This is a genomic window from Streptomyces sp. NPDC007025, from assembly GCF_042869455.1.
Lineage (GTDB): Bacteria > Actinomycetota > Actinomycetes > Streptomycetales > Streptomycetaceae > Streptomyces.
In genome coordinates, this window is sequence record NZ_JBIAFT010000012.1 from 130393 (window position 1) to 145081 (window position 14689).

The following is a 14689-nucleotide window of genomic DNA, read 5'->3' on the forward strand; positions in this document are numbered from 1 at the left end:
GCCGGACCGCCCGTACCCTTGCAGTACCGGCATCAAATAGCGGTTGCCGAAAACTGGAGGAAAACATCTCATGCTGATCGCTCAGCGCCCTTCCCTGACCGAAGAGGTCGTCGACGAGTTCCGCTCCCGGTTCGTGATCGAGCCGCTGGAGCCGGGCTTCGGCTACACCCTCGGTAACTCCCTGCGTCGTACGCTCCTCTCCTCGATCCCCGGTGCTGCCGTGACCAGCATCCGGATCGACGGTGTCCTGCACGAGTTCTCCACCGTGCCGGGCGTCAAGGAGGACGTCACCGACCTCATCCTCAACATCAAGTCCCTCGTCGTCTCCTCCGAGCACGACGAGCCGGTCGTGATGTACCTGCGCAAGCAGGGCCCGGGCCTGGTCACCGCCGCGGACATCGCGCCGCCGGCCGGTGTCGAGGTGCACAACCCGGACCTGGTCCTCGCCACGCTGAACGGCAAGGGCAAGCTGGAGATGGAGCTGACCGTCGAGCGCGGCCGCGGCTACGTCTCCGCCGTGCAGAACAAGCAGGTGGGCCAGGAGATCGGCCGGATCCCGGTCGACTCCATCTACTCGCCCGTCCTCAAGGTCACCTACAAGGTCGAGGCGACCCGAGTCGAGCAGCGCACCGACTTCGACAAGCTGATCGTCGACGTCGAGACCAAGCAGGCCATGCGGCCCCGCGACGCCATGGCGTCCGCGGGCAAGACGCTGGTCGAGCTGTTCGGCCTGGCCCGCGAGCTGAACGTCGACGCCGAGGGCATCGACATGGGCCCGTCGCCGACGGACGCCGCGCTCGCGGCCGACCTGGCGCTGCCGATCGAGGAGCTGGAGCTGACGGTCCGCTCCTACAACTGCCTCAAGCGCGAGGGCATCCACTCGGTGGGCGAGCTGGTGGCCCGCTCCGAGGCCGACCTGCTGGACATCCGCAACTTCGGTGCGAAGTCCATCGACGAGGTCAAGGCGAAGCTGGCCGGGATGGGCCTGGCCCTCAAGGACAGCCCGCCCGGATTCGACCCGACCGCCGCCGCCGACGCCTTCGGCGCCGACGACGACGCGGACGCCGGGTTCGTCGAGACCGAGCAGTACTGAGCGACTGCCGACCGTCGGGGGCTCCGCCCGGAGCCCCCGTGAACCCCTCCCCGGTACCTCGCACGGCCGGGACTGCCTCCGGTGCCTGACACGGCCGGTGCAGTGACAACGAAGGAGAGACACCATGCCGAAGCCCTCCAAGGGTCCCCGCCTGGGCGGCAGCGCCGCGCACCAGAAGGCGATGCTGGGCAACCTGGCGACCGCGCTGTTCGAGCACGGCCGCATCACGACGACCGAGGCGAAGGCCCGCCGCCTGCGTCCGGTCGCCGAGCGTCTGATCACCAAGGCGAAGAAGGGCGACCTGCACAACCGTCGCCAGGTCATGCGCACCGTCCTGGACAAGAGCGTCGTCCACACGCTCTTCACCGAGATCGGTCCCCGGTACGAGAACCGTCCCGGTGGCTACACCCGCATCACCAAGATCGGCCCCCGTCGCGGCGACAACGCCCCGATGGCGGTCATCGAGCTGGTGGAGCCGCTGACCGTGCAGCAGGCCGCGGTCGGCGAGGCCGAGGCCGCGACCAAGCGTTCCGCCAAGGACGCCGCCGGTGACGAGGCCGTCGCCGACCTGAAGAAGGAGTCGGCCGACGCCGAGGGCGAGTCCAAGGACGCCTGAGCACCGCACGGCTGACGTACGAGTGGGCCCGTTCCCCTGCCGGGGGGCGGGCCCGCTCGTCGTTCCCGGTCCGGGCCGGATGAGAGGATCGGGCCGTGACGAACGACCTGGTGCGAGTGCGGCTGGATGTGTCCTACGACGGACGTGAGTTCTCCGGATGGGCGCGGCAGCACGCCCGGCGCACGGTCCAGGGCGAGATCGAGGACGCGCTGCGGGTCGTCCTGCGGCGCGACGAGACCCCGGAGCTGACCGTCGCCGGGCGCACCGACGCGGGAGTGCACGCCAGAGGGCAGGTCGCACACGTCGACCTGCCCGCCGAGGTGTGGGCCGAGCACGGCACGCAGCTGCTGCGCCGGCTGGCGGGCCGGCTCCCGATGGACGTCCGGGTCCGCCGCGTCGGCGAGGCGCCGACGCACTTCGACGCCCGGTTCTCGGCGATCTGGCGGCGCTACGCCTACCGGGTCACCGATCATCCCGGGGGCGCCGATCCGCTGCTGCGCGGCCATGTGCTCTGGCACAACTGGCCGCTGGACCTGGACGCCATGAACGAGGCGGCCCGCGGGCTGCTGGGGGAGCACGACTTCGCGGCGTACTGCAAGAAGCGCGAGGGTGCGACGACCATCCGCACGCTGCAGCAACTGGCCTGGGTGCGCCGCCCGGACGGGGTGCTGGAGGCGACCGTGCGGGCCGACGCGTTCTGCCACAACATGGTGCGCGCCCTGGTGGGTGCCATGCTCTTCGTCGGCGACGGCCACCGCCCCCCGGAGTGGCCCGCGCGGGTGCTGGCCGCGGGTGTGCGGGACTCCGCCGTCCATGTGGTGCGCCCGCACGGCCTCACCCTGGAGGAGGTCGGCTACCCGGCGGACTCGGAGCTGGCGGCCCGCAACCTGGCCTCCCGCAACAAGCGCACCCTCCCCCCGCTGCCCGGCCGCGGCGCCGCCGCGGGCTGCTGCTGACGGCGCGGCGCCCCGGGGCGCCGCGGTCGAGTGCCGCGGCGCATGGTCGCTCTGCCGAGCGCGCTGTTGCCCGGCCCGGCGCGGGTGGCTGCCGGGCGCCGGGAACCCGGTGGGTACCCGCCGGGACGCTCCGGCGGTCAGTCCGACTCGGAGGACTTCTCCGGTTCCGGGGACTTCGCCGCCGCCTCCGACTGGTCCTTGCCGCGCTTGAGAACTCGCGCGTAGGCGTAGTTGGAGCCGTCGAGGGCGGCCTGCTGGGCCTTCTTGTCGCCCGCTCCGGAGGGTTGGCCGTCGGTGCGGCCGGCGATGGTGAAGTACGCGTACCGGCCCAGCGAGTTGGCCGTGGTGCGGCAGGTGACCGTACGGCAGAAGTCGGGGACGCCCCCGCCGGGGAGCGCGACCAGGTTGGGCTGGTACTGCTTCTTGACCTTCTCGGCGGTGGCGGCGTCCTTGAAGACGGCGATCCCCACGGTGACGGCGATGCCGTCGTGGGTGTAGGTGGCGCGGAAGAGGGCGGTGCAGTCGTTGCGGGTCAGCACGGGGCCCAGTCCCGCGTGCGCGGCCGCCGCGCAGTTCTTGCTGGAGTCGGTCTTGGTCAGCTTGTAGGGATGGTCGTTGATGGTCACGCGGCGGGTGGGGTAGAGCGTCTTGGCGCTCAGCGGGGCCTTGTCCCGGGAGGCGTCCGAGATGAAGTCGCGCGGCGGCGCCGGGGGCGGCGGCTCGTCCTTGAAGGTCGGTTCCGGGTCCTTGTCGCCCGGCGGGACGCTGGAGGAGGGCGGCAGGCTGTCCGAGGGCTTGTCGGAGGCCTGCGAACCGTTCTCGTTGACGACGGCCACCGCGACGATGCCCGCCACGGCGGCGGTCGCCAGAGCTCCGCCGCCCGCCATCAGCCAGCGCCGCCGCCGGGCGCGGCTGCGCTCGGCCTGCTCGGCGAGTGCCGCCCAGTCGGGGGCCGGTCCGCCGAGGTGCCCGGAGTTCTGCTCGCCGGGGCCGCCGCCCCAGTGCCCGTCGGGTCCGCCTTGGGAACCCCACGGAGGTCCCCCCTGCCCAAAGCTCATGACCGCATCCTATTGCGCGTGATATTCGCTTGGATCGGGCGTCGTCGGACCGTGACAATCGGGTTCATGGGACATGTCGAAGTCGCGCACCTGGATTTCCTGCTGCCCGACGGGAGAGCGCTCTTCGACGATGCGTCGCTGCGCGTGGGCGAGGGCTCCTCGGTGGCGCTGGTGGGGGCGAACGGCGCGGGCAAGACGACGCTGCTTCGGCTGATCGCCGGGGAGATCACCCCGGACGGCGGCACGGTGACCGTCAGCGGCGGTCTGGGGGTGATGCCGCAGTTCGTGGGCGGTGTCCGGGACGAGAGCACGGTCCGCGACCTGCTGGTCTCCGTGGCGCACCCGCGGATCAGGGCGGCGGCTCGGGCGCTGGACGACGCCGAGTACGCGGTGATGACGGTCGACGACGAGGCGGCGCAGATGCAGTACGCGCAGGCGCTCGCCGACTGGGCGGAGGCACGCGGGTACGAGGCGGAGACGCTGTGGGACGTGTGCACGGTCGCCGCGCTGGGCGCCCCCTACGAGAAGGCGCAGTGGCGGCAGGTGCGGACCCTCTCGGGCGGCGAGCAGAAGCGGCTCGTCCTGGAGTCGCTGCTGCGCGGCACGGACGAGGTGCTGCTGCTGGACGAGCCGGACAACTATCTGGACGTCCCCGGCAAGCGGTGGCTGGAGGACCGGCTCCGCGAGACGGCCAAGACGGTGCTGTTCATCTCCCACGACCGGGAGCTGCTGGCCCGGGCCGCCGATCGCATCGTCAGCGTGGAGCCGGGCGCTGCGGGCAGCGATGTGTGGGTGCACGGAGGCGGCTTCGAGACGTACCACGCGGCGCGCCGGGAGCGGTTCGCGCGGTTCGAGGAGTTGCGGCGGCGCTGGGACGAGGAGCACGCGAAGCTCAAGCGGCTGGTGGTCATGTACAAGCAGAAGGCCGCCTTCAACTCCGACATGGCCTCGCGGTTGCAGGCGGCCCGCACCAGGCTGCAGAAGTTCGAGGAGGCGGGGCCGCCGCTGGAGCCGCCGCGTGAGCAGGACATCCGGATGCGGCTGCGGGGCGGCCGCACCGGGGTGCGGGCGATCACCTGCGCGGGCCTGGAGCTGACCGGTCTGATGCACCCCTTCGACCTGGAGGTCTTCTACGGGGAGCGGGTCGCGGTGCTGGGCTCCAACGGCTCGGGCAAGTCGCACTTCCTGCGGCTGCTGGCCGGTGGGGAGGTGGCGCACACGGGTGCCTGGAAGCTGGGCGCCCGCGTGGTGCCGGGCCACTTCGCGCAGACCCACGCCCACCCGCCGCCCGGCCACCGCCCCTCATCGACGGCGCTGAGCGCCGGCACCTCCTCATTCGAACTGGAGGGCCGCACTCTGCTGGACATCCTGTGGAAGGAGCACGCCCGGGACCGCGGCGCCGCGATGTCGGTGCTGCGCCGGTACGAACTGACGCGGCAGGCGCAGCTGGCCTTCGAGCGGCTGTCGGGTGGGCAGCAGGCGCGCTTCCAGATCCTGCTGCTGGAGCTGGCCGGGGCCACGGCCCTGCTGCTGGACGAGCCGACGGACAACCTGGACCTGGAGTCGGCGGAGGCGTTGCAGGAGGGGCTGGAGGCATTCGAGGGGACGGTGGTGGCGGTGACGCACGACCGCTGGTTCGCCCGCTCCTTCGACCGCTATCTCGTCTTCGGTGCCGACGGCCGGGTCCGGGAGTCCGCGGAGCCGGTGTGGGACGAGGCCCGGGTGGCGCGGAAGCGGTGAGGCCGTGGGGCGGTGCCGCTGCCCGGCGGCCGTACGGTGCGGCCGGGTCGGCCGGCGGGTCCCGGGTCCCCGGTCCCGGGCTGGGCGGGGAGGCCGTCCGGGGGGCTGTTTTGACCCTTGCGGGGGAGGGTCGGTATCCTGCTGGTTCGTTGTGTGTATTGGCTTGCCTGTTCTCACGTGGGGGGTCTATACACCGGCCTACCGGTCGATGACCAGCGATCAGCATGCGGATGCGTCACCGCATGCGATCTTGCCTGTCGTGATCTGCCTGGTTGGCCCTGTCAGGACCCAATCACTGAAGAAGCGAAGGCTACGACCGTGCGTACGTACAGCCCCAAGCCTGGCGACATTCAGCGCCAGTGGCACGTCATCGACGCCCAGGACGTCGTCCTCGGCCGGCTGGCCTCCCAGGCCGCCACTCTCCTGCGGGGTAAGCACAAGCCCGTGTACGCGCCCCACGTCGACACCGGTGACTTCGTCATCATCATCAACGCCGACAAGGTGCACCTCTCCGGCAACAAGCGCACCCAGAAGATGGCCTACCGCCACTCCGGGTACCCGGGTGGTCTGCGCTCCGTCCGCTACGACGAGCTGCTGGAGAAGACCCCGGAGAAGGCGGTGGAGAAGGCCGTCAAGGGCATGCTCCCCAAGAACTCCCTGGGCCGTCAGATGCTCTCGAAGCTGAAGGTCTACGCGGGCGACCAGCACCCCCACGGTGCCCAGCAGCCCGTGCCGTTCGAGATCAGCCAGGTCGCGCAGTAAGTCCGGCCACCCCCTAAGACAGAAGAGAAGCTGAGGAGAATCGTGGCCGAGACCACCGCCGAGACCCCTGTCGAGGGCGTCGAGGAGTACACGACCGAGACCCCCGAGGCGCCGGAGGAGTACACCTCCGAGTCCCTCGCCTCCCGCTTCGGCGACCCGCAGCCGGCCGCCGGCACAGGTCGTCGCAAGAACGCCATCGCCCGTGTCCGGATCATCCCGGGCTCCGGCCGGTGGAAGATCAACGGTCGCACCCTGGAGGGCTACTTCCCCAACAAGGTGCACCAGCAGGAAGTCAACGAGCCGTTCAAGGTGCTGGAGCTGGACGACCGCTACGACGTGGTCGCCCGCATCTCCGGCGGCGGCATCTCCGGCCAGGCCGGTGCGCTGCGCCTGGGCGTGGCCCGTGCGCTGAACGAGGCGGACGTGGACAACAACCGCGGCCCGCTGAAGAAGGCCGGCTTCCTCACGCGTGACGACCGCGCGGTCGAGCGCAAGAAGGCCGGTCTCAAGAAGGCCCGCAAGGGCACGCAGTACAGCAAGCGCTGACCCGGCGCTCGCTGCTGCGAGCTTTCCGGATGCCCCGTCGGCACCTCTCTTCGGTGCCGACGGGGCATCGGTCGTTCGGGCCCGGACCCGACTCCCGGTTCGGCATCCGGCCCGGCCCCGGCACACATCCGGCGCCGCGAACGGCGGCGCCCGCGCGGCCACGCCGACCACGTCGGCAACGGGGCGTATACCTGGTGTGCCGGGCCTTCCGGGATCCGCCCGGTGAACAACCCGCACCATCCCGCACAACGCCCCCAGAACTCGGAGGAACGACTGTGGCACGACTCTTCGGAACCGACGGCGTACGCGGCGTCGCCAATGAGGGGCTGACGGCAGAACTGGCGCTCGGGCTGTCCGTCGCGGCGGCTCATGTGCTCACCGAGGCGCAGCCCGGCGCCGAGTCGGAGCGGGATGGCTCCCGGCCGGTCGCCGTCGTGGGCCGGGACCCGCGGGCCTCGGGCGAGTTCCTGGAGGCCGCTGTCGTGGCGGGGCTGGCCAGCGCGGGTGTCGACGTGCTGCGAGTCGGTGTGCTGCCGACGCCCGCCGTGGCGTATCTGACCGGCTCCCTCGGCGCCGACCTGGGCGTGATGCTGTCGGCCAGCCACAACCCGATGCCCGACAACGGCATCAAATTCTTCGCCCGCGGCGGCCACAAGCTGGCCGACGAGCTGGAGGACCGGATCGAGGCCCTGCACCGCGAGCACGCGGCCGGCGAGCCGTGGGCGCGGCCCACCGGTGCCGGGGTGGGCCGGGTCAAGGACTACGACGAGGGCTTCGACAACTACGTCGCCCACCTGGTCGGGGTGCTGCCGAACCGGCTCGACGGGCTGAAGGTCGTCATCGACGGGGCGCACGGCGCCGCCGCGCGCGTCTCGCCGGAGGCGTTCGGGCGGGCGGGGGCCGACGTGGTCACCATCGGCACGGACCCCGACGGCCTCAACATCAACGACGACTGCGGCTCGACCCACCTCGACGGACTGCGCGAGGCCGTCGTACGGCACGGCGCGGACTTCGGCGTGGCGCACGACGGCGACGCCGACCGGTGCCTGGCCGTCGACGGGGCCGGGCACGAGGTGGACGGCGACCAGATCCTCGCCGTTCTCGCACTCGCCATGAAGGAGGCCGGGCAGCTCCGCAAGGACACCGTCGTCGCGACGGTGATGTCCAACCTCGGCTTCAAGCTCGCCATGGAGCGGGCGGGCGTCGAGCTGCTGCAGGCGGCGGTCGGCGACCGCTATGTGCTGGAGGAGATGAAGCGCGGCGGGTTCTCGCTCGGCGGCGAGCAGTCGGGGCATGTGATCGTGCTCGACCACGCCACCACCGGCGACGGCACGCTGACCGGTCTGATGCTCGCCGCGCGCGTCGCCGCCACCGGCAGGCCGCTGGCGGAGCTGGCCGGGGTGATGGAGCGGCTGCCGCAGGTGCTGGTGAACGTACCGGACGTGGACAAGGCGCGGGTGGCGACAGCGCCCGAGCTGCTCTCCGCCGTCGCGGAGGCGGAGCGGGAGCTGGGGGAGACGGGCCGGGTGCTGCTGCGGCCCTCCGGCACCGAGCCGCTGGTGCGGGTGATGGTGGAGGCCGCGGACATCGAGCATGCGCGCGCGGTCGCGGGGCGGCTCGCCGACGTGGTCAAGCGCGCGCTGGGCTGACCGGCACCGCGGTGACCGGGTGCGGGGCGCGGCGCCTCCCGCCGGCCCTCGGGTCCCCTCGGCTGGTCCCGGTCACCGCCTGCCCCCGGCCCGATTCCCGGTCCGGCTCCACGCCCGCCCGCCGCGGTCACAGCTTGCGCAGGGACAGCCGCTGCACCGTGTGGTCGGCCGCCTTGTGGAGCTGGAGGGTGGCCCGGCCCCGGGTGGGAGCGATGTTCTGCCGCAGATTGTGCTCGTTGACGGTGCGCCAGGTGGTGCGCGCGTAGTCGAGGGCCTCCGCCTCGGAGACGGCCGTGAACCGGTGGAAGTAGGAGCGCGGGTCCTGGAACGCGGTGGCGCGCAGCGCCCGGAACCGCTCCAGGTACCAGCGCTCGATGTCGGAGGTGCGCGCGTCCACGTAGACGGAGAAGTCGAAGTGGTCGGCGACGGCCAGCCGGGTGCGGCCGTCCTTGCCGGGCAGTGCCGGCTGGAGGACGTTGAGGCCCTCGACGATGAGGATGTCGGGCCGCCGCACGGTCAGCCGCTCCCCGGGGACGATGTCGTAGTGCAGATGCGAGTAGACCGGAGCCGTCACCTCCGGCTTCCCCGCCTTGACGTCGGCGACGAACCGGGTGAGGGCGCGCCGGTCGTAGGACTCGGGGAAGCCCTTGCGGGACATCAGCCCCCGCCGTTCCAGTTCGGCGGTGGGCAGCAGGAAGCCGTCCGTGGTGACCCGCTCGACGCGGGGGTGCGTCGGCAGCGGGGACTCCTCGCCCGGCGGCCGGGGCCGGGAGAGCAGCGCCTGCAGCAGCCGGGAGACGGTGGACTTGCCGACCGCGACACTGCCCGCCACGCCGATCACGAACGGTGTGCCGCGCTGTGGAGCGGGCCGCTCGGGGCGGCGCGGGTCGTCGAGGAAGGCGTTGAGGGACCTGCGCAGCTCGTGGGTGGCCGCGACGTACAGGTTGATCAGCCGGGACAGCGGCAGGTAGATGTCCCGCACCTCGTCCAGGTCGATGACGTCGCCGAGTCCGCGCAGGGCCTCGACCTCGGTGGCGGTCAGCGGGAGCGGGGTGCGCTCGTGCAGGGCGCTCCACTCCGAGCGGCCGAGGTCGACGTAGGGCTTCGTGGGCACGGTGCCATTCTGCGCGGGCGGTGCGGGGTGCCGGCGGCCGGGGGTTCGGACCTCCGGTGACCCCGGTACGCCGTTGGCCGCCGTCTGCGGGCGGTGCGGTGGGCGGGTCGTCGCGGGCGGTCGGCCTGCTGTACGGGCGGCCGCCGGTCATATCGGTCGGACAATCTGCGGACAAACGGTGTACGTGGTGTGCCGATGGGGGCTATGTTCCGCCCATGTCGCACCCCTTGAGCCGCATACGTCGCCCCCGCCTCCGCCGCACCTCCGATGCCGCCGCGCTGACCGGCCACGCCGGGCACGTCTACAGCGACCTGGCCGACGGACTCCCCGACGAGGACCTGACCGAGGACCTGACGGACTCGCTGGAGCTGTACGTGATGGGCAGCAAGCCGCGCTGCGAGGAGTCGGAGTACCTGGAACTGATGGAGGACGCCATAGAGCGCATGGCACGCGGCGAGTGACCCGGCGGGGGAGAGCCCGTTCCGCGCCCTCGCGGCGCGTACCCTCGCCCCGTCGGTGATCCGCGGCGCGGCCGCGGCAGGACGGCAGGGCCGGGACGGGGTGTGCGGAAGTGGGACAGCAATGATCATCGGAGTGGGGATCGACGTCGCGGAGATCGACCGCTTCGCCGCCTCGCTGGCGCGGACCCCCGGCATGGCGGACCGGATCTTCGTCGACCGCGAGCTGTGGCTGCCCAGCGGCGAACGCCGCGGCACCGCCTCGCTGGCCGCCCGGTTCGCGGCGAAGGAGGCGCTGGCCAAGGCGCTGGGCGCGCCCGGCGGACTGCGCTGGACCGACGCCGAGGTGTGCACCGCCGACTCGGGGCGGCCCTATCTGCGGGTCCGGGGCACGGTCGCGGCCTGCGCCGCCGAGTTGGGAGTGCGGGGCTGGCACGTCTCCCTCTCGCACGACGCCGGGGTCGCCTCGGCCGTCGTCGTCGCGGAGGGCTGAGCCCGGCCCCCCGGGGCGCGACCGGATGCGACGGACGCCACACTGGGGGCATGAGGACTGGTTACGGGGTGCAGACCGTGCGTGCCGCCGAGGCGGCGCTCATGGCCCGACTGCCGGAGGGCGCGCTGATGCAGCGTGCCGCCGCCGGACTGGCGGCGGCGTGCAGCGGCCTGCTGGGGCGGACCTACGGAGCCCGGGTGGTGCTCCTCGTCGGCAGCGGCGACAACGGCGGGGACGCCCTCTATGCGGGTGCCCGGCTCGCCCGGCGCGGCGCGGGGGTGACGGCGGTGCTGCTGGCGCCCGAACGCGCGCACGAGGGTGGACTGGCCGCGCTGCGGGCCGCCGGGGGACGGGCGCTGCCCGCGCCCGGTGCGGTGGTGGAGGGCGTCGCCCCGCCGGTGGCTCCCGTGCTGGCCCGCGCCGATCTGGTGCTGGACGGGATCGTCGGGATCGGCGGCACGGGCGGGCTGCGGCCCGCCGCCGTCGAACTGGCCGACCTGGTGCGGCAGGCGGGGGTGCCGGTCGTCGCCGTCGACCTGCCCAGCGGGGTGGCCGCCGACACCGGCGAGGTGCCGGGCCCGGTGCTGCCCGCCGAGGCGACGGTCACCTTCGGCGCGTACAAGCCCGGCCTGCTGGTCGACCCCGCCCGGGAGCTGGCCGGCGCCGTCCGGCTGATCGACATCGGTCTGGAGCCCCACCTGCCCGCCGTCCCGGACGTGGCGGCCCTGCAGCACGCCGACGTGGCCCGCCTGCTGCCGAGGCCGCAGGCGGAGAGTGACAAGTACCGGCGCGGCGTCGTCGGCGTCGTCGCCGGCTCCGGCCGCTATCCGGGGGCCGCCGTGCTGGCCGTCTCCGGGGCGCTGCGCAGCGGCGCGGGCGCGGTGCGGTACGTGGGGCCGGGAACGGAGGCGGTGGTCTCCCGCTATCCGGAGACCCTGGTCTCCGAGGGCCCGCCCGGGCACGCCGGGCGGGTGCAGGCGTGGGCCGTCGGCCCCGGGCTGGGCGACGAACCGGCCGCCCGGCAGGCCGTCGAGGAGGTGCTGGCCGGGGACGTCCCCGTGCTCGTGGACGCGGACGGGCTGCGGCTGATGGACCCGGACGTGGTGCGTGCCCGTACCGCCCCCACTCTGCTGACGCCGCATGCCGGGGAGGCCGCGGCGCTGCTCGGCACGGCCCGCGAGGACGTCGAGGCGGGCCGGCTGGCCGCGGTGCGCGAGCTGGCCCGGCGCACCGGGTCCACCGTGCTGCTCAAGGGCTCCACGACGCTGGTCGCCGAACCGCCCGGCACCGGCGACGCCCCGATGGCCCCCGTGCGGGTGAATGCGACCGGTACGGGGTGGCTGGCGACGGCGGGCAGCGGTGACGTGCTCACCGGGCTGGCCGGGGGACTGCTGGCGGCCGGACTCTCAGCCCTCGACGCCGCCTCCGCCGCCGCCTATCTGCACGGCCTCGCCGGTCGGCTGGCCACCGACCCGCCCGCCGCGACGGACCTCGCCGAGGCGCTGGCCCCCGCGTGGCAGGACGTCCTGCGGGGGGCGTGAGCCGCCTGCCGCGCCGCGGTGTCGTGCGCTGGGCCCGGCACCGCGGCCCGTTCCGGGGCCGCCGGGGCCGGTGGCCTACTCCGGGGCGGCCGTCTGCTCCTGCGGCGGGACGGGCGCCGGGGTGAGCTGTTTGCCGAACCAGTGGTCCGCGTAGGGCGAGTCGTTGAACGGGGCGATCTCCTCGTACCCGAGCCGCGCGTACAGCCGCCTGGCCTCCACCAGGTCGTGCCGGGTGTCCAGCCGCACCGTCGCGGCACCCATCCGCAGCGCGGTGCGCTCGGCGGCGTCGACCAGCAGCTTGCCCAGGCCCCCCTTGCGGGCGTGCGGGGCGACCCAGACGCGGCGCAGTTCGGCCGTCGTGGGCGTCATCATCAGGACGGCCGCACAGCCGGCGACGGCTCCGTCGGCGTGCCCGCGGGCCAGCAGGAAGGCTCCCGCGGGCGGGGTGAGCGCGTCGTCCGGCTCCGCGACCAGCGCCGCGTCGATCTCCTGCTCGGTCGCGGGGCGGCCGTAGTAGCGGCCCGCGATCTCGCCGATGTAGGTGCGCACTGTGGCGACCGCGGCCGGGCTCTGCACAGGTTCGGGTTCAATGGTCCACGTCACGGGGTCATTGTCCGAACCCCTGCAGAGCCCGGCAACGCCTTTTCGCTGTCCCCGGGGGTGCTTGCGCCGGCGCTCCGGCGAGGCGGTTCCGCCGGTCCCCGGCAGGCCCCGCCGGGGACGCCGACCCGCGCTGTCGGTGGGCGGTGCCACACTCCGTACATGAGCGAACAGAGCGCCGCGGGCGCGATGCCGACCGCGTTCTCCGTGCCGTGGGGGGACGACAACCGGGATCCGCTGCCGCTGGTGGGGGACGAGCGGGAGCTGCTGACCCGCTATCTCGACCACTACCGGGAGACGCTGCTGCTGAAGTGCACGGGTGTGCCGGCCGAGGCGCTGTCGGAGCGCGCGGTACCGCCCTCGGGGCTGACCCTGCACGGACTGCTGCGGCACCTGGCCGGGGTGGAGCGCTGGTGGTTCCGCATCCAGCTCGCCGGGGAGGAGGTGCCGCTGCTGTACTACTCGGACGACGACCCCGACCAGGACTTCGACTCCCTGGCGGGCGACCCGGCCGAGGCACTGGCGGTGTGGCGTGCGGAGTGCGCGCGCTCCCGCGAGATCGTCGCGGCCAGGGACCTGGACGCGACCGGTACGCACGCGCGCACGGGCGAACCCGTCTCGGTCCGCCGGGTGCTCCTCCACCAGATCGGTGAGTACGCGCGCCACTGCGGCCACGCCGACCTGCTGCGCGAACGCCTCGACGGCGCGACCGGCTACTGAGGGCCGCGCCGATCCGGGCACCTGCGACACTGAACCCGTGAACGACGTGCCACAGGTGTCCCGCCCCACCCACCTGCCCGTCCCCGGCGCGGACGACGCCGACGCCGGACGGGCGGCTGCCGAGTGCGGCGGGAGCGGACCCTCGTCCGGTCGGCGTGTGTCGGCCTCCGCCCCGCGTCCCGGCGGGGCCCCCGCCGAACCCGGCCGGGCGTGCGCCGAGATCGATCTCGGCGCGGTGCGGGACAACGTGCGGACTCTGCGCGGCTACGCGCCGCGGGCCGAGCTGATGGCCGTGGTCAAGTCGGACGGCTACGGGCACGGTGCGGTGCGCTGTGCCCGGGCCGCACGGCAGGCCGGGGCCGGCTGGCTGGGGGCCGCCACCCCGCAGGAGGCCTTCGCGCTGCGGGACGCCGGGGACACCGGCCGGCTGATGTGCTGGCTGTGGACGCCGGGCGGGCCGTGGCAGGAGGCCGTCGAACGGGACATCGACGTCTCGGCGAGCAGCCACTGGGCGCTGGAGGAGATCGTGGCGGCGGCCCGCGCGACCGGGCGCACCGCGCGGGTGCATCTGAAGGTGGACACCGGGCTCGGGCGCAACGGCTGCCAGCCCGCCGACTGGCCGCGGCTGGTGGCGGCGGCGCGGGCGGCCGAGGCGGAGGGCGCGCTGCGGGTGACCGGGGTGTGGGCGCACTTCGCCTGCGCCGACGAACCGGGCCACCCCGCCAACGCCGCGCAGCTCGACGCCTTCCGGGAGGCCGTCGCGGTCGCGGAGCGCGCCGGGCTCGACCCCGAGGTGCGGCACCACGCGAACTCCCCCGCGACCCTCACGCTGCCCGAGTCACACTTCGACCTCGTCCGTACCGGTGTCTCCGTCTACGGGCTCTCCCCGTCGCCGGAGGTCGGTACGGCCGACAGCCTCGGGCTGCGCCCGGCGATGACGCTCAGCGCCTCGCTGGCGCTGGTCAAGCAGGTGCCCGGCGGCCACGGGGTCGGCTACGGGCACGCCTACACCACCCCGGGCGAGACGACCCTGGGGCTGGTTCCGCTCGGCTACGGCGACGGCCTGCCGCGGCACGCGTCCGGCGCCGGTCCGGTGCTGGTCGCCGGGAAGTGGCGCACGGTCGCCGGCACGGTGGCCATGGACCAGTTCGTCGTCGACCTGGGCGGCGACGAGGCGGCGGCGGGCGACCGCGCCGTCCTCTTCGGCCCTGGCGACGGCGGCGAGCCGACCGCCGAGGACTGGGCCCGCGCCGCGGGCACCATCTCCTACGAGATCGTCACCCGGATCAGCGCGCGGGTACCCCGGGTATACGCCAATGAGCAGGCCGAGGCCTGAGCCGGGC

At 73.6% G+C, this 14689-nt stretch carries 15 protein-coding genes; 12 read left to right on the plus strand and 3 right to left on the minus strand.

Annotated features, from left to right (window positions below):
- Positions 1-70 precede the first annotated feature (70 nt).
- The 3 genes from ACFYMO_RS23665 (at position 71) to truA (ending at position 2665) form a co-directional block, all read left to right on the plus strand.
- On the plus strand, positions 71-1093 hold the full coding sequence (locus tag ACFYMO_RS23665) for a DNA-directed RNA polymerase subunit alpha (protein WP_019354927.1): 1023 nt from the start codon (positions 71-73) through the stop codon (positions 1091-1093).
- A 124-nt stretch (positions 1094-1217) separates the two neighbouring features.
- On the plus strand, positions 1218-1709 hold the full coding sequence (gene rplQ / locus ACFYMO_RS23670) for a 50S ribosomal protein L17 (protein ID WP_366772428.1): 492 nt from the start codon (positions 1218-1220) through the stop codon (positions 1707-1709).
- A gap of 95 nt (positions 1710-1804) precedes the next feature.
- Positions 1805-2665, plus strand: coding sequence for a tRNA pseudouridine(38-40) synthase TruA (gene truA, locus ACFYMO_RS23675; protein ID WP_366772429.1), 861 nt, complete (start codon positions 1805-1807; stop codon positions 2663-2665).
- 137 nt (positions 2666-2802) lie between these two features.
- On the opposite strand, the gene ACFYMO_RS23680 is transcribed toward truA, so the two are convergent.
- Entirely contained in the window at positions 2803-3723 is a 921-nt protein-coding gene (locus ACFYMO_RS23680; protein ID WP_366772430.1) for a hypothetical protein, read from the minus strand.
- Between the two features lie 66 nt (positions 3724-3789).
- Here ACFYMO_RS23680 and ACFYMO_RS23685 point away from each other — a divergent pair, with 66 nt between their 5' ends.
- From ACFYMO_RS23685 to glmM, 4 genes are all read left to right on the plus strand, one after another.
- The gene (locus ACFYMO_RS23685) at positions 3790-5463 is read left to right on the plus strand and encodes an ATP-binding cassette domain-containing protein (protein ID WP_366772431.1); all 1674 of its coding nucleotides are present in this window, start codon (positions 3790-3792) and stop codon (positions 5461-5463) included.
- Between the two features lie 318 nt (positions 5464-5781).
- On the plus strand, positions 5782-6225 hold the full coding sequence (rplM, locus tag ACFYMO_RS23690; RefSeq protein ID WP_366772432.1) for a 50S ribosomal protein L13: 444 nt from the start codon (positions 5782-5784) through the stop codon (positions 6223-6225).
- Between the two features lie 42 nt (positions 6226-6267).
- Positions 6268-6771 (plus strand): 30S ribosomal protein S9, encoded by a 504-nt coding sequence (rpsI, locus tag ACFYMO_RS23695; protein WP_019354921.1) that lies wholly within the window; start codon positions 6268-6270, stop codon positions 6769-6771.
- A 275-nt stretch (positions 6772-7046) separates the two neighbouring features.
- A complete protein-coding gene (gene glmM / locus ACFYMO_RS23700) occupies positions 7047-8420 on the plus strand; it encodes a phosphoglucosamine mutase (RefSeq protein WP_366772433.1) in 1374 nt (457 codons plus the stop codon).
- Positions 8421-8547: 127 nt separating this feature from the next.
- Here glmM and coaA read toward each other — a convergent pair whose 3' ends face one another.
- Entirely contained in the window at positions 8548-9534 is a 987-nt protein-coding gene (gene coaA, locus ACFYMO_RS23705; protein WP_366772434.1) for a type I pantothenate kinase, read from the minus strand.
- A gap of 215 nt (positions 9535-9749) precedes the next feature.
- Between coaA and ACFYMO_RS23710 the strand changes: the two genes are divergently transcribed.
- The 3 genes from ACFYMO_RS23710 to ACFYMO_RS23720 all read left to right on the plus strand — a co-directional run bounded on the left by ACFYMO_RS23710 (position 9750) and on the right by ACFYMO_RS23720 (position 12026).
- Complete coding sequence (locus ACFYMO_RS23710) at positions 9750-9995, plus strand: hypothetical protein (protein ID WP_276478286.1); 246 nt, start codon at positions 9750-9752, stop codon at positions 9993-9995.
- A gap of 121 nt (positions 9996-10116) precedes the next feature.
- Positions 10117-10485 (plus strand): holo-ACP synthase, encoded by a 369-nt coding sequence (locus ACFYMO_RS23715; RefSeq protein ID WP_019354917.1) that lies wholly within the window; start codon positions 10117-10119, stop codon positions 10483-10485.
- A 50-nt stretch (positions 10486-10535) separates the two neighbouring features.
- Positions 10536-12026 carry an NAD(P)H-hydrate dehydratase gene (locus ACFYMO_RS23720; protein WP_366772435.1) on the plus strand — a complete coding sequence of 497 codons (1491 nt, stop codon included), beginning with the start codon at positions 10536-10538 and terminating at the stop codon, positions 12024-12026.
- Between the two features lie 75 nt (positions 12027-12101).
- On the opposite strand, the gene ACFYMO_RS23725 is transcribed toward ACFYMO_RS23720, so the two are convergent.
- A complete protein-coding gene (locus ACFYMO_RS23725) occupies positions 12102-12629 on the minus strand; it encodes a GNAT family N-acetyltransferase (RefSeq protein ID WP_388548712.1) in 528 nt (175 codons plus the stop codon).
- A gap of 159 nt (positions 12630-12788) precedes the next feature.
- Between ACFYMO_RS23725 and ACFYMO_RS23730 the strand changes: the two genes are divergently transcribed.
- Both ACFYMO_RS23730 and alr read left to right on the plus strand, forming a co-directional pair.
- Positions 12789-13346 carry a DinB family protein gene (locus ACFYMO_RS23730; RefSeq protein WP_366772437.1) on the plus strand — a complete coding sequence of 186 codons (558 nt, stop codon included), beginning with the start codon at positions 12789-12791 and terminating at the stop codon, positions 13344-13346.
- A 157-nt stretch (positions 13347-13503) separates the two neighbouring features.
- On the plus strand, positions 13504-14682 hold the full coding sequence (gene alr, locus ACFYMO_RS23735) for an alanine racemase (RefSeq protein WP_388548868.1): 1179 nt from the start codon (positions 13504-13506) through the stop codon (positions 14680-14682).
- Positions 14683-14689 lie beyond the last annotated feature (7 nt).

What these genes read in the sequence shown, in the direction of transcription:
- ACFYMO_RS23665 (WP_019354927.1), top strand. Translation starts at nt 71, where the DNA reads ATGCTGATCGCTCAGCGCCCTTCCCTGACCGAAGAGGTCGTCGACGAG.
- rplQ (WP_366772428.1), top strand. Translation starts at nt 1,218, where the DNA reads ATGCCGAAGCCCTCCAAGGGTCCCCGCCTGGGCGGCAGCGCCGCGCAC.
- ACFYMO_RS23680 (WP_366772430.1), bottom strand. Translation starts at nt 3,723, where the DNA reads ATGAGCTTTGGGCAGGGGGGACCTCCGTGGGGTTCCCAAGGCGGACCC.
- ACFYMO_RS23685 (WP_366772431.1), top strand. Translation starts at nt 3,790, where the DNA reads ATGGGACATGTCGAAGTCGCGCACCTGGATTTCCTGCTGCCCGACGGG.
- ACFYMO_RS23710 (WP_276478286.1), top strand. Translation starts at nt 9,750, where the DNA reads ATGTCGCACCCCTTGAGCCGCATACGTCGCCCCCGCCTCCGCCGCACC.
- ACFYMO_RS23715 (WP_019354917.1), top strand. Translation starts at nt 10,117, where the DNA reads ATGATCATCGGAGTGGGGATCGACGTCGCGGAGATCGACCGCTTCGCC.
- ACFYMO_RS23720 (WP_366772435.1), top strand. Translation starts at nt 10,536, where the DNA reads ATGAGGACTGGTTACGGGGTGCAGACCGTGCGTGCCGCCGAGGCGGCG.
- ACFYMO_RS23730 (WP_366772437.1), top strand. Translation starts at nt 12,789, where the DNA reads ATGAGCGAACAGAGCGCCGCGGGCGCGATGCCGACCGCGTTCTCCGTG.